Here is a 17,659-nt window from a genome sequence, read left to right on the forward strand (position 1 = left end):
TTCGCGCGCGTGGGTCTCGATACGCGCCTGCGGCGCTACTCGACCAGCATGCAGGTGCTGCGGCATTCAGTGCTCATGCCGATCGAGTAGCCCGCACAGCGGGTGTATCGAGATCCACCCGCGTCCGCAGACCCGCCGTGCTGATCACGGGGGTCTCGATGCGCCGCGGGTCGCGGCTGCTCGACCAGCATGTGCAGGCAGGCGCCTTCATGCTGATCGAGTAGCGCGCGCAGCGGGCGTATCGAGATCCACCCACGTCAGCAGGATGAGTCTGCAGACCCGCCCTGCTCATGACGGCGGGTCTCGATACGCGCCTGTGGCGCTACTCGACCAGCAGGGGGAGGGCCGTTCGCCGCGCGGTCGACTGCTGCTCGTCCGTTGCGGCGCCGTGAGCTCATGCTGATCTAGGCGCCGCGAGGAACTGCGCGAGCGAGAGCGGGGCGCGGCCCGTCAGGCGCTCGACGTCGCCGGAGACGTGCTGCATCTCGCCGGCGGCGACGGCGGTGTAGGTGCTGATCCAGGCGTCGAGCTGCCAGTCGGGGGCGTTCCAGCGGCGGCGGGAGGCGCGCGCCTCCTCGAGGGTCTCGTCGACGAAGACCGCGGGGCGGCCGGCGGCGGTGAGGACCGCGGCGATCTCGTCGAAGGTGAGGGCCTCGGGACCGGTCAGCTCGTAGGTCGCGCCGCGGTGCTCCTCCGGGGCGCGCAGGATCGCGGCGGCGGCGCGGGCGACGTCCTCGCGGGCGACGATCGCCGCGCGGCCGGTGCCGGCCGGGCCGCGGATCGCGCCGTCGTCGCCGAGCATCGCGGGGACGAAGTCCAGATAGAGGTTGTCACGGAGGAAGGTCCACGACATCCCGGAGGCGCGGATCGCCTCCTCCGTCGCGGCGTGGTCGCGCGCGAGCGTGAAGGTCGCGGTGGGGGAGGCGCCGGCGAAGGACGTGTAGACGACGTGCTCGACGCCCGCGGCGGCGGCGGCCGCGACCATCGAGAGGTGCTCGGCGAGCCGGTCCTCGTTCTCGGCCGCGGACACCATCAGCAGGAGGCGGACGCCGTCGAGCGCATCGCCCGGATCGGTGAAGGACGAGCGGACGGCCGTCGCCCCCGGCAGCTCGGGCGCACGCGAGGGGTCGCGGGCGAGGAGGCGGAGGGGGAGGCCGGCGTCGGCGAGCAGGCGCGCGACGCGGCCGCCCACCGCCCCGGTGGCTCCGGTCACGGCGATCGGGGGCTGAGGGGTCACGGCGGCGCTCATGCCCCCATGATCCTCCGCGGGCCCGGTCGCCGTCCGCCCCGCCCGCGTCCGTCCCCGCCGGACCGGCCGGTCCCTAGGCTGGACGCATGAGCGCCCACGCCTCCCTCCTCGCCATCGCCCGCTCGATCGCCGTCGAGGCGGCGCACCTCGCCCGGCAGCGCCGCCAGGACGGGGTCGAGATCGCCGCCTCGAAGTCGTCGCCGGAGGACGTGGTCACGGCCGCCGACCGCGAGGTCGAGCAGCTGATCCGCCGCCGGCTCGCCGAGGCGCGGCCGGACGACGGCTTCCTCGGTGAGGAGTCCGGCGCGGGCGGCGGGACGAGCGGACTCACCTGGGTCGTCGATCCGATCGACGGCACGGTCAACTACCTCTACGGCATCCCCTCCTATGCGGTCAGCATCGCCGTGGTCGAGGGCGAGCCGGAGCCGGAGACCTGGACGGCGCTCGCCGGGGCGGTCGTGAACGGCGCGACCGGCGAGGTCTACACCGCGAGCAAGGGTGGCGGGGCCGAGCGCGACGGGGTCGCGCTGCACGTCTCTCCGCCCGCCTCGCTCTCGCTGGCGCTGGTCGGCACGGGCTTCGGCTACGACGCCGGGCGCCGGATGCGCCAGGGCGCGGTCGTGCAGGAGCTGCTCGGCTCGGTGCGCGACATCCGCCGCATCGGCTCGGCGGCGCTCGACCTCTGCGCGGTCGCCTCCGGGTCGCTGAACGCGTACTACGAGCGCGGGCTGAACCCGTGGGACCTCGCGGCGGGCGCCCTCGTCGCGGAGGAGGCCGGAGCGATCGTCGCCGGCTTCGACGGCCGCCCGGCGGGCAACGGCCTGCTGATCGCGGCCCCGGAGCCGATCTTCAGCGAGCTCGAGGCTCTGCTGCGGCGGCTGCGCGCCGACGAGGTCTGATCGGGGACCGGTTCCGCGCGAAGTCGGTGCATGCGCGCGCATGATCGCGCAGGATCCGAGCGCCGAGCGCGGATCCGGCGACGAGGATCCGGCCTCTCGACGACCCGCTCTGGCCGGATCGGGAGTCCGTGGTTATCCTTTATGAATTCGTGACATTCGCACAGGATGCGGTCGCGGATCCCCGAGAAGCGCTTCGACTCCCTGGCGGAGTGCCGCTCGTCCCCCGCCCCCGACGGAAGATCCGGATTTCGTGAGCCCCGATTCGCCCTTGCCCGCTGCCCCCGCATCGACCCCTGGCGAATCCCTCCCACCCCTCACCCGTCGCGAGCTGCGCGAGCGCGAGCGCGCCGAGGCCCTCGCTGCCGACGTCCAGGCCGAGGGAGTGGCGGTCGGCCCGGCCGAGCTCCGCGACGCCGAGCTGCGGGTCGCCTCCGTCCGCTCCGCGCCGCCGGCGCCCGTCTCCGCACCCCGCGTCGCGCCGCTGCGACCCGTGCGGTCGAGCCGCCGGATCGGCGGGCTCGTCGCGCTGTCGTTCGTCGCCGCGATGGTGGCGGCGACCTCGCTGCCCGCCACGTCGCTCCTCACCGCGGAGGAGGTGCAGGCGCAGAACCTCGTCGTCGCGCCCGGCGGCACCGTCGACCGCGGCGCGCAGTCCTTCACGACCGGCGAGGTCAGCGCCGAGACCGTCGCGCGCGACGGCTTCGGCGTGCAGGAGCGCAAGACGCAGACCGACGTGTCCGCGATCGTCCGCACCTCCGACGCCGGCTTCACCAACGACCCGAACGCCTCGATCCAGTGGCCCTTCGCGGTCGGTGTGCCGGTGGGCGACCGCTTCGGCTACCGCAACTGCGCCGGCTGCTCGGTCAACCACGGCGGCACCGACTTCAACCCGGGCAACGGCTCGCCGATCCAGGCGATCGCCGACGGCGTGGTCCGCACCGTGATCGACGGCGAGGGCTCGCTCGGCGTGCACGTCATCGTCGACCACGAGATCGACGGCCAGCTCGTCTCCAGCGTCTATGCGCACATGCAGCACGGCAGCGCGGCGGTCAACGAGGGCGACCCGGTCAAGGTCGGCCAGCTGCTCGGCCTCGTCGGCACGACCGGCATGTCGACCGGGCCGCACCTCCACTTCGAGATCCGCCTCGACGGCGTGACCAAGGTCGACTCCTACCTCTGGCTCAAGGCGAACGCCGGGCGCTGAGCCGCCGCGGGCCCGCCCGCTCCCGTTCGATCTGCAGGCGATCCGCGTCGCAGCACCCGTTCCGCCGCGGCAGCGCAGCCCGCGGCGGCGGATCACCTGCAGATCGAACTCTGGGACGTCAGTCTTGGCGCAGCCAGACCGTCGTGTCGCCCGGCAGCGCCGGCTCGTGCAGCTCCTCGGAGGAGAGCACGACCGTGCCGACCGGCAGCTCGACGAGCGATGAGCCGGTGTTCGCGATCACCGTGACGCCGCCGTTGCGGAACGCCACGACGTCCTCCGGGTAGCCCTCGAGCCACTCGATCGCGCCCGAACCGAGGTCCTCCGCGCGGCGCACCGCGAGGAGCGCCCGGTAGAGCTCGAGGGTCGACCCCTCGACGCCGGTCTGGCGGTCGCGCGCGAACGGCGCCCAGTCGCCGGGCTGGGGGAGCCAGGAGTCGCCGGAGTCGTTGAAGCCGTAGGCGGGCGCGTCGGCCTCCCAGGGCAGCGGCACGCGGCAGCCGTCGCGGCCGTAGCGCTCGCCGCCGGTGCGGAACCAGGTCGGGTCCTGGCGCGCCGCGTCGGGCAGGTCGATCGCCTCGGGCAGGCCGAGCTCCTCACCCTGGTAGACGTAGGCGGAGCCGGGCAGCGCGAGCATCAGGGCGGTCGCGGCCCGCGCGCGGCGGAGGCCGAGCACCGGGTCGGGCAGGCCCGGGGTGCGCGGGCCGATGCCGTAGCCCTGCGGGTTGTCGGAGGTGAGGGCGAGGCGGCTGGCGTGGCGCACGACGTCGTGGTTCGAGAGGACCCAGGTCGAGGGTGCGCCGACCGCGGCGAACGAGCTCAGCGAGGAGTCGATGATGTCGCGCAGCGCGGGTCCGCCCCACGGCGTCTCGAGGTAGGCGAAGTTGAAGGCCTGGTGCATCTCGTCGGGGCGCACCCAGCGGGCGAGCTTCGAGAGCGGCTGCACCCACGCCTCCGCGCAGAGCACGCGGTCGGCCGGGTACTCGGCGAGCAGCGCATGCCAGTCGCGGTAGATCTCGTGCACGCCGTCCTGCGCCCAGTAGGGAGCGGTGACGGGCTCGGCGTCGTCGCCGGGCGCCACGCCGCCCATCGAGCCGCTGTCCGCGGGCGGGGTGTAGTCGGGCAGGCCCTCGGCCTTGATCATCCCGTGCGCCACGTCGACGCGGAAGCCGTCGACGCCGCGGTCCAGCCAGAAGCGCAGGACCTCGCGGAAGCGCTCGCGCACCCACTCGTTCGTCCAGTCGAAGTCGGGCTGCGAGGTGTCGAAGAGGTGCAGGTACCACTGGCCGAGGGTGCCGTCGGGTTCGGTGACCCGGGTCCAGGCGGGGCCGCCGAAGACCGACTCCCAGTTGTTCGGCGGCAGCTCGCCGGCGGCGCCGCGGCCGTCGCGGAAGAGGTAGCGGGCGCGCTCGTCGCTGCCGGCGGGAGCGGCCAGTGCGGCCTGGAACCAGCGGTGCGCGCTCGAGGAGTGGTTGGGGACGAGGTCGACGATCACCCGGATCCCGAGCGCGTGGGCGCGGGCGAGCATCGCGTCGAAGTCGGCCAGCGTGCCGAAGAGCGGGTCGACGTCGCAGTAGTCGGCGACGTCGTAGCCGGCGTCCTTCTGCGGGGAGGTCATGAACGGCGAGAGCCAGATCGCGTCGATGCCGAGCTCGGCCAGGCTGTCCAGGCGCGAGGTGATGCCGGGGAGGTCGCCGATCCCGTCGCCGTCGGCGTCCGCGAAGGAGCGCGGGTAGATCTGGTAGATGACCGCGGTGCGCCACCACTCCGCACCGGGCCGGCCGGCCGCCTCCGGGAACGAGACGGGCGAGCTCCCGGGAGCAGGGGAGTTCTCGGGCGCGCCGGAGAGAGCGGAGTCCAGGGTCATGGCATCAAGGGTAGCGGGCGCCCCGGAAGCGCCCGGCCCGGCGGAGGCGCCGCCTGGCCTAGGGTCGACGGGTGAGCGAAGAGACCCCGGAAGCCGCCCGCGCCCGACGCCGGAGGGCCCTGCTCTGGGTGGTGCCGCTGCTCGTGCTGCTGATCGGCGGGCTGTTCGCGGTGACGCTCGCCGTCGGCGGCTACGCGCTGCGGACGATGACCGGCGGCTAGGCGGTCGCGGCCGGTCCGTCCTCGTCCTCGGGCTGCGGGGCGCTCGAGTGCTCGGCGGCCTCCTCGGACGCGTGCGCCGTCTCCGGACCCGTCGCCCGCGAGGCGTCGTCCGCGCGCTGCACGGCGTCGGCGAGCTCGTCCGAGACGAGGAACCCGGTGGAGACGGCCTCGGCCCGGTAGGCCGCGCGGCCGACCATGTGCGCCGAGATCGGCACGGTCAGCAGCTGGAAGCCGATCACCAGGACGACGGTGCCCGCGGCGGCGAAGCCGGGGTTCCGGATCGCGACGGCGAGCATCACGCAGATGATGCCGAGCACCTGGGGCTTGGTGCCCGCGTGCATCCTGGAGAGCAGGTCGTCGAAGCGGAGCAGTCCGATCGCGGCGACCAGCGAGAGCAGCCCGCCGACGGTGACGAGCACGGCGGTGACGACGTCGAAGAAGACGTCCATGTCAGTCCTCCTCGCGGTTGGCCATGAACTTGGCGACGCTGATCGAGCCGAACACCGCGAAGAGCGCGAGTCCGAGCGCGACCGGCAGCGTCGTCGCGTGGTGGTTGATCGCCATCTCGGCGCCGAGGCCGCAGAGGATCGTGGCGACGAGCACATCGGCGGCGACCACGCGGTCCAGGACCGACGGGCCGATCAGGATGCGCACGAGCGAGAGCAGGGCGGCCGCTCCGAAGATCGGCACCAGGATCCAGACGAGCCACTCGATCATCGGAGCACCCCTGCGTTCTCGCCGAGCGGCTCGCTGACCCGGGCGACGTCCTCGCGCGAGCCGATCGCGCGGACGATGCGCGCCTCGGTGCGCAGGACCGTGCGGCGGACCTCGTCGATCCGGTGGCCCTCGTCGTGAGTGACCCCGAGCACGTGCAGGTAGAGCACGTTCAGCTGGGGGTCGACGTCGATCACGAGCGAGCCGGGGACGAGCGAGACGGCCTCGGTCGTCCAGACCAGCATCCCCTCGGAGCGGCTGCGCAGGTGCACGGCCACGATCGCGTTGTGCACCGGGACCGGCAGGGTGAGGATCTGGTACGAGACGCGCACGGAGGCGACCGCGATGTCGTAGGTGAGGCGCAGCAGGAAGACCAGCAGGTGCCAGGGGTTCACCCGGTTGGAGAACTCCACCGGCGGCAGGTAGAAGACGCGGGTGATGATCAGCGCGACCAGGAAGCCCGAGACGATCGAGAGCACCGAGACGTCGTCCCAGAGCAGCACCCAGATGCCGACGAGGGTCACGAACATCGCGAACCGGTTCCAGAAGTCGACGCGGCGGCGGGGGCTCATCGGGGGCCCTCCTCTCCGAAGGACGAGTCGCGGTAGACCGTGGCGATGTAGGTGGAGGGGTCGGCGACCGCGGCGGCGGCCTGTTCGCTGGCGTCGTAGAGCGGGCCGGCGGCGATCGTCAGCCCGACGCCGAAGACGACCATGCCAGCGGTCGCGAGGACCATCATCGGCGGCGAGTGCCGGGTGCGGACCGTGCCCGTGTCGTGCGGGTCCTCCTGCAGCTGGTCGATCAGCGGCGACTCGTAGCCGGGCACCTCCTCCTGGCGGCGCCAGAACGCCATGTTCCAGACGCGGGCGACCGCGTAGAGGGTGAGCAGCGAGGTGACGGCGCCCGCGGCGATGACCGCCCAGATCAGCCAGGACGGCTGGTCGGCGGCGGACTCGGTGCCGGCCACGAAGAGGCCGACCTTGCCGAGGAAGCCGGTGAACGGCGGGATGCCGCCGAGGTTCATGGCGGGGATGAAGTAGAGCAGTGCGAGCAGCGGCGAGGCCTTCAGCAGCCCGCCGAGCCGGAGGATCGAGGTGGTGCCGCCGACGCGCTCGATCAGCCCGGTCGCGAGGAACAGTGTGGTCTGCACGGTGATGTGGTGGATCACGTAGAAGATCGTCGCGGCGTAGCCCGCCTCCGTGCCGATCGCGATGCCGAAGACCATGTAGCCGATGTGCGACACCAGCGTGAAGGAGAGCATCCGCTTGATATCCGCCTGCGCGACCGCGCCGAGGATGCCGACCACCAGCGTCAGCAGCGCGACCACCATCAGCACCTCGGTGAGCCTGCCGCCCGGGAAGAGCAGCGTCTCGGTGCGGATCAGCGCGTAGACGCCGACCTTGGTGAGCAGGCCGGCGAAGACGGCCGTGACCGGCGCCGGAGCGGTGGGGTAGGAGTCCGGCAGCCAGAAGGACAGCGGGAAGACCGCGGCCTTGATCCCGAAGCCGAGCAGCAGCACCACGTGCAGCACGAGCTGGACGTCGGCGGGCAGCTCGGCGATGCGGATCGACAGCTGCGCCATGTTGACGGTGCCGGTGGCGCCGTAGAGCAGGCCGATCGCGGAGAGGAAGAACACGCTCGAGACCAGGCTGACGACCACGTAGGTCGTGCCCGCCCTGATGCGGGGCGCGGTACCGCCGAGGGTGATCAGCACGTAGCTCGCCGCGAGCAGGATCTCGAAGCCGACGTAGAGGTTGAAGAGGTCGCCCGCGACGAAAGCGTTGAGGATGCCGGCCGAGAGGATCAGGTAGGTCGGGTGGAAGATCGTGACCGGCGTCTCGCGGTTGCCGTCGACCAGGCCCTGGCCGACCGAGAACAGCAGGACGCCGAGCAGCGTGACCGAGGTGATCACCAGCATCAGGGCGGCGAGCGGATCGACGACCAGCACGATGCCCCACGGCGGCTCCCAGCCGCCGACGTAGACGGCGCTGCCGCCCTCCTGGCCGGTGAGGACCAGGACGAGCAGCACGGAGGAGATCACGAGGACCGCGGACAGCGTGACGATGTTGACCGTGATCTGCGCGCGCCGATGGCGGCCGAGCACGAGGGCGACGGCGGCTCCCAGCAGGGGGAGGGTGACGACGAGGGGGATCAGCACGTTCATCGGTCCTCCTTCCTGTCGTCGGTCATGGCGCTCTCGGCATGCTTGGCGGCGGTGCCCTCGTCGCTCGATTCGAGCAGGACGTCCAGGGCCCGGTCGTCCGCGGTGGTCTGCGCCGAGATGCCGGCCGCGTCCGCGCGGACGGAGGCGTCGGTCTCGTCGTCCTCGACCTGGTCGGCGTTGGCGAGGCGCCAGCGCCGGTAGATCATCGCGAGGAGGAAGGCGGACACCCCGAAGGTGATCACGATCGCCGTCAGGATCAGCGCCTGCGGCAGCGGGTCGGCCATCTCCTCGGCGATCTGCTCGTAGGAGCGGCCGTCGTCGGTGACGAACGGCGCGACGCCCGAGCGGCCCGCCATCAGCAGGATCAGGATGTTCGTCGCGTTGCCGACCAGGAGGAAGCCGATCAGGATCCGGGTGAGGCTGCGCTCGAGCATCTGGTAGACGCCCGCGGCGTACAGCACCGCCATCACGACGACGAGGACGAGGGTGATGCTCATGCGTCGTCCCCCCTGCCCGGTCCGCCGACGACGGTGGAGCCGGTCGGCAGCTTCGTCTCGAGGCCGTCGACGGTGCCGGCGCCGGGACCGGGGGTGCTGTCGGTCGAGTGGGTGACGCCGTCGCCGGACGGGTCGCCCTGCTCGGCCTCCTCTCCGTGGCGGTCGACCTCGCCGCCGAGGCTGCGGAGGATGTCGAGGGTCAGGCCGATCACGATCAGGTACACGCCGATGTCGAAGAGGGTGGAGGTGCCCAGGTGCAGCTCGCCGAGGACCGGCAGGTAGAGGTCGAGCCAGCTCGACTCGAGCACCTCGAGGCCGAAGGCGAGCGAGGAGACGGCGGTGCCGACCGCGAAGAGCAGGCCGAGGCCGAGGACCTTGCCCGCGTCGATCGGCGCGGCCTCGCCGAGCTCGAACCGGCCACCGGCCAGGTAGCGCGCGACGAGGGCGAGACCGGCGAGCAGGCCGCCCGCGAAGCCTCCGCCCGGGGTGTTGTGACCGGTGAAGAGCAGGTAGACGGAGACGATCATCGCGGGGTGGAAGAGCAGGCGCACCAGCACCTCGAGCACGATCGAGCGGTTCTCGGGGCGGAGCGTGCGGCCGGCGACCAGCCAGGAGCCGCGGTCGCCGGTCTTCTCCGCGTCGGCCGAGGGGGCGGTGAGGTCGGTCGCGCGCTCCTCGCGGTCGGCCGCGCTCTGGTGCTCGAGGCGCGGAGCGCCGCCGGCTCGGCTGGAGAGGAAGATCAGGCTCGCGACGCCGGTCGCCACGACGACGAGCACCGAGATCTCGCCCATGGTGTCCCAGGCGCGGATGTCGACGAGGAGGACGTTGACGATGTTGCGTCCCTTGCCCTCCTCGTAGGCCAGGCGGGGGAGGTCGACGGAGATCGGGGTCGCGGTGCGGGCGCCGAGGGCGATCGTCGCGGCGAGGGCCATCACGGCGCCGACCGCGATGCCGATGACGGCGCGCAGGCGCTTGCGCATCGGCTGGTGCTTCTGCGCGATCCGGGTCGGGAGGCGGCGCAGCACGAGGACGAAGACGACCAGGGTGATCGTCTCGATCAGCGCCTGGGTGAGCGCGAGGTCCGGGGCGCCCTGGATGGCGAAGAGGGCGACCATCCCGTAGCCGGTCGCACCGGCGAGCAGCACGGCGGCGACGCGGTTGCGCGCGACGGCGCAGAGGATCGCGGCGAGGATCATCACGGCCGCGACGGCGAGCTGGCCGGGGGAGTCCCAGAAGACGAGGTCGCCGGGCCAGGTGCGGTTGAGGGCCGCGGCGCCGCCGACTCCCAGCACGAAGACCGCGAAGATCACCGTGAGGTAGCGGGGGAGCGAGCCGCGCTGGACGAACTCGGTGACGGTGCTGGCCACGCGGTCGAGCCAGCGGACGGTGGCCCAGTAGCCCTCGGCCGAGTCGATGGTGTTCGGGACCTTGGACTGGATCCGCGCGACGGCGATCCGCTTGGCGAAGAGGAGCAGGCCGATCGCGATCACGATCGCGCTGAGCGCGAGGGCCGGCTCGAAGCCGTGCCAGAGCGCGAGGTGGTAGCCGCCGTGGTCGGACTCCTCGGCCGCCGCGGCGAGCTGCGGGTCGGCGTCGGGGGCGCCGTAGGGCAGCGTGTCGGCGTAGACCGCGACGAGCGGGTCGAGCAGCGAGGCGCCGATGCCGCCGACGAGGCTCACGACCGCCAGGACGACGGTGGGCGCGGTGAAGGTCCACGGCTCCGCGTGCAGGTGGGTGTCCTCGAGGCCCTTCTTGCGGGCGAAGGCGCCCCAGAAGAAGCGGGCCGAGTAGGCGACGGTGAGGATCGAGCCGAGCACGAGGCCGATCAGCGCGACCCAGGCCCAGAACGAGCCCTGCTCGATCGCGGAGAGCAGGCTGGTGAACACCGCCTCCTTCGCGACGAAGCCGAGCAGCGGCGGGATGCCCGCCATCGAGAGCACGCCGAGCAGCGCGGCTCCGGCGAGCACCGGGGCCTGGCGGCCGAGACCGCTGAGCTTGCGCAGGTCGCGGGTGCCGGCCCGGTGGTCGACGATGCCGACGGCGAGGAACAGCAGCGCCTTGAACAGCGCGTGGCCGATCAGCAGGGTGAGGCCGGCGAGGGCCGCGTCGCGCGAGCCGAAGCCGACGGCGACGGTGAGGAAGCCGAGCTGGCTGACGGTGCCGTAGGCGAGGACGAGCTTGAGGTCGTACTGGCGGAGCGAGCGCCAGCCGCCGACGAGCATCGTCCAGACGCCGACGCTGACGATCACGGGCAGCCAGACGGCGTCGTCGGCGAAGCCCGGGGCGAGGCGGGCGACGAGGTAGATGCCGGCCTTCACCATCGCGGCGGCGTGCAGGTAGGCGCTGACCGGGGTGGGCGCGGCCATGGCGGCCGGCAGCCAGAAGTGGAAGGGGACCAGCGCCGACTTCGAGAAGGCACCGAGCAGGACGAGGACGAGGGCGACGGAGACGATCGGCCCGGACGGGGCCGCGGCGACGATGCCCGCGAGGCTCGAGGTGCCCGACTCGACGATGAGGATGATCACGCCGACGAGCATCGCCAGGCCGCCGAGGGTGGTGACCAGGAGGGCCTGGAGGCCGGCTCCGCGGCTCTCCTTGCGACCGCTGTAGTGCCCGATCAGCAGGTAGGAGAGGACGCTCGTGGCCTCCCAGAAGACGAAGAGGATGATCACGTCGTCGGCGGTGACCAGCCCGTACATCACGCCGGCGAAGGCGAAGAGCAGGGCGGCGAACCGGCCGAGCGACGGCTCGTCGCGCGTGAAGTAGCTGCCGCAGTAGGCGAGGACGAGGGCGCCGACGCCGCTGACGACGAGCGCGAGGACGATCGAGAGCGCGTCCAGCCGGAAGGAGAGCGAGACGTCGAGGGAGGGGATCCACGGGATCTCCTCGCGCAGCTCTCCGCCGGCGAGGACGGTCGGCAGCGAGGCGGCGGTCGAGACGAAGGTCGCGGCCGGCACGAGGGCGAGGGCGTAGAAGACCTTCGGACCGAAGCGGTCGACGATCCACGGCGTGATCACCGCGAGGGCGAACGTGATCGCGAGGGTGAGGAGCATCACACAGTCCTCCCCGGTTCCACTCAGCACAGTTGTCCAGACAAGGATAAGGGAGGCCGGGCGGCGGGAACCTGAGTGCGGACGGGCTTGACGACCGCCGTTCCCTTACCGTGGTGCGCATGGCCCGCTCACTGCTCCCCGCCCAGACCTGCCGGATCCGCGTGCTCGACGTTGTGAGCGGCGAGGTCACCACGGTGTTCTCCTCCGACTCGCTGCTCGTGGAGGCGCCGAACTGGTCGCCGGACGGGTCGTTCCTGGTGGTCAACGGGGACGGCGGGCTGTTCCGGCTGCCGCTCGGGGACGCGCCGGTCGGTCCCGCCGGGCTCGAGGCGATCCCGCTCGACGGGGTGCCGGACGAGCTGAACAACGACCACGTGCTCGCTCCCGGCGGCGGCACCGCCTACGTCTCGGCCCGCGACGGCCACCTCTACGCGGTCGCGCTGGACGGCTCGGCGCGCGCCCGGCGGGTCACCTCCGCCGGGCCCGTGCCGCGCTTCAAGCACTACCTGCACGGCGTCTCGCCCGACGGCCGGCTGCTCGCGCTGATCGGCGGCGGCGAGGACGCCACCGGCCGCTGGGTCACCAACGTCTACACGATGCCGGCCGAGGGCGGGCCGCTCACCGCGCTGACGGACGACCCGCACCCGGACGACGGCGTCGACTTCTCCGCCGAAGGCGAGTGGCTGCACTTCAATTCCGAGCGCGAGGGCGGCGTCGCCCAGCTGTTCCGGATGCGGCCCGACGGCTCCGGGATCGAGCGGACCGTGGTGTCGGACACCGTCGACTGGTTCCCGCACGAGTCGCCGGACGGCGCGCACTTGCTGTACCTCGCCTACCCCGCCGGGACGGCCGGGCACCCGGAGAACCTGCCGGTCGAGCTGCGGCTGCTCGCGCTCGAGGGGCGCCCGGCCGGCGACACCTCGCCGGGCCGGGTGGTGCAGTCGCTCTTCGGCGGCCAGGGCACGATCAACGTCGCCGGCTGGTCGCCGGACGGGGCGCGCTTCGCCTACGCGGACTACCCGCTCGGCGGCTGACGCCCGCCGTCCTGCGCGGGTGCGCGAGGCCCGCCCCACCTCCGGCTCGTGGAACCCCCTCCGGCTCGCGAGAACCGGCCGTTCCGGCGTGCCGGAGTCGGTTCCGCGTGCCGGAGGGTCCGCCGGTGCGCACCTCCGGCTCGTGGAACGTGCCCGGGCTCGCGAGAACCTGCTGTTCCGGCGTGCCGAAGGAGGTTCCGCGTGCCGGAGGTACTGCTCGGCGCCGGGTGGCTGAGTGCTTGCTCCGCATGCGCGGCGGGGGATCGGCAGTGCGGCCCGCGGCGAGTTGAATCGGGGGATGACGATCGACAGCGCAGCTCCGTCCCACGACTCCCTCACCCGCACGCCCCTGGGCGACTCCGGCATCGAGGTCTTCCCGCTCTCCCTCGGCGGCAACGTCTTCGGCTGGACCGCCGGGAAGCAGACCTCCTTCGACGTCCTCGACGGCTACGTCGCCGCGGGCGGCGACTTCATCGACACCGCCGACTCCTACTCCGCCTGGGTGCCCGGCAACCACGGTGGTGAGTCCGAGACGATCATCGGCGAGTGGCTCTCGCGCCGCTCGGGCTCCCGCGACGACGTCGTGATCGCGACCAAGGTCAGCAGGCACCCCGAGTTCCTCGGCCTCGCGCCCGACAACGTCCGCAAGGCCGCCCGCGCCTCGCTCCAGCGCCTGCGCACCGACCGGATCGACCTCTACTACGCGCACTTCGACGACGACGCCGTCCCGCTCGAGGACATCGCCCGGGTGTTCTCCGAGCTCGTCGACGAGGGCCTCGTCCGCGCGATCGGAGTCTCGAACTTCAGCGCCGACCGCATCGCCGAGTGGCTGCGCCTCGCGAAGGAGGAGGGCCTGCACGCGCCGGTCGCCGTGCAGCCGCACTACAACCTCGTCGAGCGCGGCATCGAGGCGGACGTCCTGCCGCTCGCCCGCGAGGCCGGGCTCGCCGTCGTCCCGTACTACGCGCTCGCGTCCGGCTTCCTGACGGGCAAGTACCGCGACGGCTCGACGCCCGACAGCCCGCGCGCCTCGGGTGCCGCGCAGTACCTCGACGCCCGCGGGCGCCGCGTGCTGGCCGCCCTCGACGCGGCAGCGGCCGCCCACGACGCCGAGGTCGCGACCGTCGCCCTCGCCTGGCTGCGCTCGCAGGACGGCGTCGCCGCGCCGATCGCGAGCGCCCGCGTCATGGAGCAGCTGCCCGCCCTCGTCGCCTCCGCGACTCTCGAGCTGACGGCGGAGGAGCTGGCCGCACTCGACACGGCGAGCCGCTCGTAGGCGGGTCTCGATACGCCGCTGCGCGGCTGCTCGACCGACATGAGGCCCCGCTGCGCGACTGCTCCGCCCGCGCCTTCATGCTGATCGAGTAGCCCGCAGAGCGGGCGTATCGAGATCCACCCCGCCCGGACCACCCCCTCCACCCCGCGGTCAACACGGCCCCGTGGAGGTGCTATCGTCTAACGGTGCCAAATCGCGGGCACGCCCCGAGAGGGGCAGTCAGACCCGCAGGTGCGCCCCCTTAGCTCATTGGTAGAGCACTTCCTTGGTAAGGAAGAGGTAGTGGGTCCGATTCCCACAGGGGGCTCCGTTCCCGGCAGGCCAGCCTCCGGAAACGTGCGGCGGGGTAGCTCAGGTGGTTAGAGCACACGGCTCATAATCGTGGTGTCGCGGGTTCAAGTCCCGCTCCCGCTACATCGAGAAGGCCCCGGTTCGCACGTCGAGCCGGGGCCTTCGTCGTCCCCGATGCCTCCCTCCCGCGAGATGCCACTTGTGCACGCGACACGCCGTGAAAGGCGTGCACAAGTGGCATCTCGCGGAGACGACCGGTCGTCAGAGCATCGAGATCGTGCGGTTCTCGATCCGGAGGACGCCGTCGCACTCGGCGAGGAAGTCCGCCTCGCCGTGCATCGTCAGCAGAACGGTGACGCCCTGAGCCACCCGCTCGCGGAGGACGTCCTTGACGACCGCGACGCTCTCCGTGTCGAGCGCGGTGAACGGCTCGTCGAGGAGGAGCACCTTCGGCTCCTCCATCAGGGCCTGCGCGAGAGACAGCTTCTGCTTCATCCCCGAGGAGAAGGTGCGGACCGCCGCGCGCCCCGTGCTCTGCAGACGTACCGAGGCGAGCGTCGCGCGGATCTCCTCGATCCCGATGCGCCTGCGGATCGCGGCCAGTCGCAAGAGGTTCTGCTCCGCGGAGAGGCCGGCGATGTAGGCGGGGCCGTCGATCGTGATCCCGAAGCTGTCCGGGAACGTCCGCCCCTCCGGCGAGATCGAAGGGTCGACGCTGATGCTGCCCGAGTCCGGCCTGAGGAAGCCGCAGAGCAGTCGCAGCAGGACCGACTTCCCGGAGCCGTTCGGACCGAGGAGGGCGTAGAGCCCGCCTCGGCGCAGCTCGAACGCGACCTCGCTGTAGAGCAGATTCCCGCGGATGCTCTTGGACACACCCTCGACCGTGATGGCGTTCGTCATGAGCGACCTCTTTCTGTTCTTGGATGCCTCTCGACCAGTCGAGACGCGATGACTGCTGCGATGAGGACGATGCAGGCGCTCCCCAGCGCCAGCGCCGTCCCGTGGAGGACGCTCGGCCAGCCCCCCGCGCTCCTCCACAGACCCGCGATGCCGAGCGGGTTGCCCTCGAGGAGCTCGCTCGGCAGGAAGGCCAATCCGGCCGAGAAGGCCGCGGGGGCCGCGCCCGATCCGGCGAGCGGCGCGAAGGCGGAGGCGGCGACCGCGACCAGTGTCAGCTGCAGCGTTCCGTTCACCAGGAGCTGATAGCCCACCACCGGGTCGACGAAGGACGCGAGCTCGCCGGGGGCGCCCCGCAGGAGCGCCTCGGCACCGGCCAGAGCGCCGACGAGCGCGCTCACTCCGAGTGCACGGGCGAGGAGCCCTGCGCCGAGTCGCCGATTCCGAGCGCCGCTCGATCCGAACCGGATCAGCTCGCAGCGGAGGATCGGGCGCCGGGGATCGAGCTCGCTGAGCTGCCAGGTCATCGCGAAGCCCGTGACGACGAGGACGGAGAGCAGGGTGGGTGCGAGAGCGCCCACTGGGCCCGCGAAGAGAGGACCGAGGACTCTTCCCTCGACCCCGGGTGCCGGATTCCCCTCGGAGACCGACTGGAGCCCCGTCGGCCCGAGCGCGGCCGTGCCGAGGAGGAGGACGTACGCCGCCCATCCGGCACCCCAGGACCGCGCCGCTCCGGACAGCCGGCGATCCTGGACCCGGACGGCGCCGAGGAGGACGACCTCGATCGAGAGGAGGACGACGACGGCGGCCAGCATGCCGAACGGCCGCCCGAGGTGGAGCGAGGAACTGGAGAGGAACGCCGAGCTGACGGCGGAGTCCCTCGGGAGTCCCCCCGCCGCCGAGACGGCGAACCAGCCGAGCAGCACCGTCGCCGCCGGCCCGACGAGGACACTCCCGCCTGAGAGCACCCAGCAGGCGGAGAGGAGGGACCCGATCGTCGCGAGGAAGAGCAGGAGGAGCGGGAGCTGGAGCAGCACTCCGACGGGCGGGGGCAGCGCAACGTCCGAGAGCAGCGCACTCACCGATCCGGGCACGCGCGCGACGTCGTTCACCAGCCCGAGGGAGCACACCCAGCACGTCGTCAGCACACCGAACAGGACGACCGCAGCACTCGCCGCGTCGCTGCGCAGGAGGACGAGGAGCACGTTCTTGAGGGATCCTGCCCGAATGCACACGGTTTCCGGAGGGAGGGACCTCGACGCCAGGAAGAGGGCGATGCACCACGGCGCTCCCAGTCCGTAGCAGACGAAGAGCGGGTCGTTCACGACTTCGACCGCCACGTCGACGAATCCGAACGAGGAACCCGACGCGGTCCAGAGCATCCGCTGGTGGATCGAGTACGCGGCGGCAGCCGCGAGCGCCCAGCCGGCGAGCAGCAGGCGGACACGGCGGGAGAGCGAGGCGATCATGTCAGCGCCGGGAGTCGCTGGGCTCTGCCGAGGACCCGCCGTGCGGCGAGAACCGTCGCGGCTCCAGCGACCGCGAGCGGCAGGACCATGATGCCGATCGGTGCCTGATCGAGACCGAACGGGAAGGCTCCGTACATGAATCCGAGAAGTGGATGGTCGACCAGAGCGACAGCCATCGTCTCGACGAAGAAGATCACTGCGGGCAGCACCATCGCCAGCCCCAGGTTCTTCAGTGCGACCAGTGCGAGCACCCCGGCCACCGCCGTGATCGCGCCCCAGGCACCCAGCACCGAGGAGTAGCCGATCAGGTACACCGGCCACCCGAAGGCGAGCAGCTGCGAGTAGTTCACGCGCTCCAGGGCGTTCCGTTCCACCTCGTCCGGTGCGAGTCCGTACACGACCGGATCGATGAAGGGCGCACCCAGCTCCGGCCAGATCCCGAAGGCGATCAGTCCGGGAAGGAGTGCGGCGACGAAGCCGAGCACGAATCCTCCGAGGGCGACGCTCATCATCCGGGTCGCCAGGTAGGACCGGAGATCCGTCCGCGCGCGGACGAGGACGACGAACCTGTTCCTGATCTCGGCAGCGGTGCCGCTGCAGCAGGCCGTCGTGATGAAGACGGGGAAGAGAATGATCATCGGGGAGATCATGAACTGGGAGTAGACGTCCAGCTCATCGCGGTAGACACCGCCGCCCACCTCCGCCAGCCCGAGAGCCGTCGGACCGAGGACGAGGATCGCACCGAGGAGCGCCTGCGGCCAGCGCAACGACGACCGCAGATCGGTGAGGACCAGTGCGAAGCGCGACGGCACGGTCGTGTCGATGGT

Annotated in this window: 16 protein-coding genes and 2 tRNA genes; 7 read left to right on the forward strand and 11 right to left on the reverse strand. The window is 72.0% G+C overall.

Going from position 1 to position 17,659, the window contains the following annotated elements:
• Window positions 1–394: 394 nt before the first annotated feature.
• The gene (locus tag MT351_RS03935) at window positions 395–1,249 is read right to left on the reverse strand and encodes an SDR family oxidoreductase (protein WP_243581322.1); all 855 of its coding nucleotides are present in this window, start codon (window positions 1,247–1,249) and stop codon (window positions 395–397) included.
• An 86-nt stretch (window positions 1,250–1,335) separates the two neighbouring features.
• On the opposite strand from MT351_RS03935, the gene MT351_RS03940 reads away from it, so the two are divergent.
• Both MT351_RS03940 and MT351_RS03945 read left to right on the forward strand, forming a co-directional pair.
• The gene (locus MT351_RS03940) at window positions 1,336–2,148 is read left to right on the forward strand and encodes an inositol monophosphatase family protein (RefSeq protein WP_123737416.1); all 813 of its coding nucleotides are present in this window, start codon (window positions 1,336–1,338) and stop codon (window positions 2,146–2,148) included.
• A 268-nt stretch (window positions 2,149–2,416) separates the two neighbouring features.
• Window positions 2,417–3,352: a M23 family metallopeptidase gene (locus MT351_RS03945; protein WP_132437549.1), complete on the forward strand. Its 936-nt coding sequence runs from the start codon at window positions 2,417–2,419 to the stop codon at window positions 3,350–3,352.
• 118 nt (window positions 3,353–3,470) lie between these two features.
• Here MT351_RS03945 and MT351_RS03950 read toward each other — a convergent pair whose 3' ends face one another.
• Window positions 3,471–5,216: an alpha-amylase family glycosyl hydrolase gene (locus tag MT351_RS03950; protein ID WP_123737414.1), complete on the reverse strand. Its 1,746-nt coding sequence runs from the start codon at window positions 5,214–5,216 to the stop codon at window positions 3,471–3,473.
• 71 nt (window positions 5,217–5,287) lie between these two features.
• Here MT351_RS03950 and MT351_RS03955 point away from each other — a divergent pair, with 71 nt between their 5' ends.
• Complete coding sequence (locus MT351_RS03955; protein WP_159422145.1) at window positions 5,288–5,437, forward strand: hypothetical protein; 150 nt, start codon at window positions 5,288–5,290, stop codon at window positions 5,435–5,437.
• Here MT351_RS03955 and mnhG read toward each other — a convergent pair.
• Genes mnhG through MT351_RS03985 form a run of 6 tightly spaced genes read right to left on the reverse strand, consistent with a single transcriptional unit; the run spans window position 5,434 to window position 11,865 of the window.
• Entirely contained in the window at window positions 5,434–5,886 is a 453-nt protein-coding gene (gene mnhG / locus MT351_RS03960) for a monovalent cation/H(+) antiporter subunit G (protein WP_243581323.1), read from the reverse strand. The two genes, MT351_RS03955 and mnhG, sit on opposite strands and share 4 nt — an antisense overlap.
• 1 nt (window position 5,887) lies before the next feature.
• On the reverse strand, window positions 5,888–6,154 hold the full coding sequence (locus MT351_RS03965; RefSeq protein WP_123447850.1) for a monovalent cation/H+ antiporter complex subunit F: 267 nt from the start codon (window positions 6,152–6,154) through the stop codon (window positions 5,888–5,890).
• Entirely contained in the window at window positions 6,151–6,723 is a 573-nt protein-coding gene (locus tag MT351_RS03970) for a Na+/H+ antiporter subunit E (RefSeq protein ID WP_243581324.1), read from the reverse strand. The genes MT351_RS03965 and MT351_RS03970 overlap by 4 nt, the downstream gene beginning before the upstream one ends.
• Window positions 6,720–8,315: a Na+/H+ antiporter subunit D gene (locus tag MT351_RS03975; RefSeq protein WP_123447848.1), complete on the reverse strand. Its 1,596-nt coding sequence runs from the start codon at window positions 8,313–8,315 to the stop codon at window positions 6,720–6,722. Before MT351_RS03975 ends, MT351_RS03970 begins: the two co-directional genes overlap by 4 nt.
• Window positions 8,312–8,812: a Na(+)/H(+) antiporter subunit C gene (locus tag MT351_RS03980; RefSeq protein WP_123737411.1), complete on the reverse strand. Its 501-nt coding sequence runs from the start codon at window positions 8,810–8,812 to the stop codon at window positions 8,312–8,314. The genes MT351_RS03975 and MT351_RS03980 overlap by 4 nt, the downstream gene beginning before the upstream one ends.
• A complete protein-coding gene (locus MT351_RS03985; RefSeq protein ID WP_243581325.1) occupies window positions 8,809–11,865 on the reverse strand; it encodes a Na+/H+ antiporter subunit A in 3,057 nt (1,018 codons plus the stop codon). Before MT351_RS03985 ends, MT351_RS03980 begins: the two co-directional genes overlap by 4 nt.
• 119 nt (window positions 11,866–11,984) lie before the next feature.
• Between MT351_RS03985 and MT351_RS03990 the strand changes: the two genes are divergently transcribed.
• The 4 genes from MT351_RS03990 to MT351_RS04005 all read left to right on the forward strand — a co-directional run bounded on the left by MT351_RS03990 (window position 11,985) and on the right by MT351_RS04005 (window position 14,589).
• Window positions 11,985–12,899, forward strand: a complete 915-nt coding sequence (locus tag MT351_RS03990) for a biopolymer transporter Tol (protein WP_243581326.1) — start codon at window positions 11,985–11,987, stop codon at window positions 12,897–12,899.
• Window positions 12,900–13,197: 298 nt separating this feature from the next.
• A complete protein-coding gene (locus MT351_RS03995; RefSeq protein ID WP_132437554.1) occupies window positions 13,198–14,175 on the forward strand; it encodes an aldo/keto reductase in 978 nt (325 codons plus the stop codon).
• A 235-nt stretch (window positions 14,176–14,410) separates the two neighbouring features.
• Window positions 14,411–14,482 (forward strand) — tRNA-Thr (locus MT351_RS04000).
• A 33-nt stretch (window positions 14,483–14,515) separates the two neighbouring features.
• Window positions 14,516–14,589 (forward strand) — tRNA-Met (locus MT351_RS04005).
• A 138-nt stretch (window positions 14,590–14,727) separates the two neighbouring features.
• On the opposite strand, the gene MT351_RS04010 is transcribed toward MT351_RS04005, so the two are convergent.
• Genes MT351_RS04010 through MT351_RS04020 form a run of 3 tightly spaced genes read right to left on the reverse strand, consistent with a single transcriptional unit; the run spans window position 14,728 to window position 17,644 of the window.
• Entirely contained in the window at window positions 14,728–15,366 is a 639-nt protein-coding gene (locus MT351_RS04010; RefSeq protein ID WP_185020257.1) for an ATP-binding cassette domain-containing protein, read from the reverse strand.
• On the reverse strand, window positions 15,363–16,832 hold the full coding sequence (locus MT351_RS04015) for a hypothetical protein (RefSeq protein WP_165909136.1): 1,470 nt from the start codon (window positions 16,830–16,832) through the stop codon (window positions 15,363–15,365). Before MT351_RS04015 ends, MT351_RS04010 begins: the two co-directional genes overlap by 4 nt.
• A complete protein-coding gene (locus MT351_RS04020; RefSeq protein WP_243581327.1) occupies window positions 16,829–17,644 on the reverse strand; it encodes a hypothetical protein in 816 nt (271 codons plus the stop codon). The genes MT351_RS04015 and MT351_RS04020 overlap by 4 nt, the downstream gene beginning before the upstream one ends.
• Window positions 17,645–17,659 lie beyond the last annotated feature (15 nt).

Source organism: Rathayibacter sp. VKM Ac-2926 (assembly GCF_022815565.1).
In the GTDB taxonomy this organism is placed as follows: domain Bacteria; phylum Actinomycetota; class Actinomycetes; order Actinomycetales; family Microbacteriaceae; genus Rathayibacter; species Rathayibacter festucae.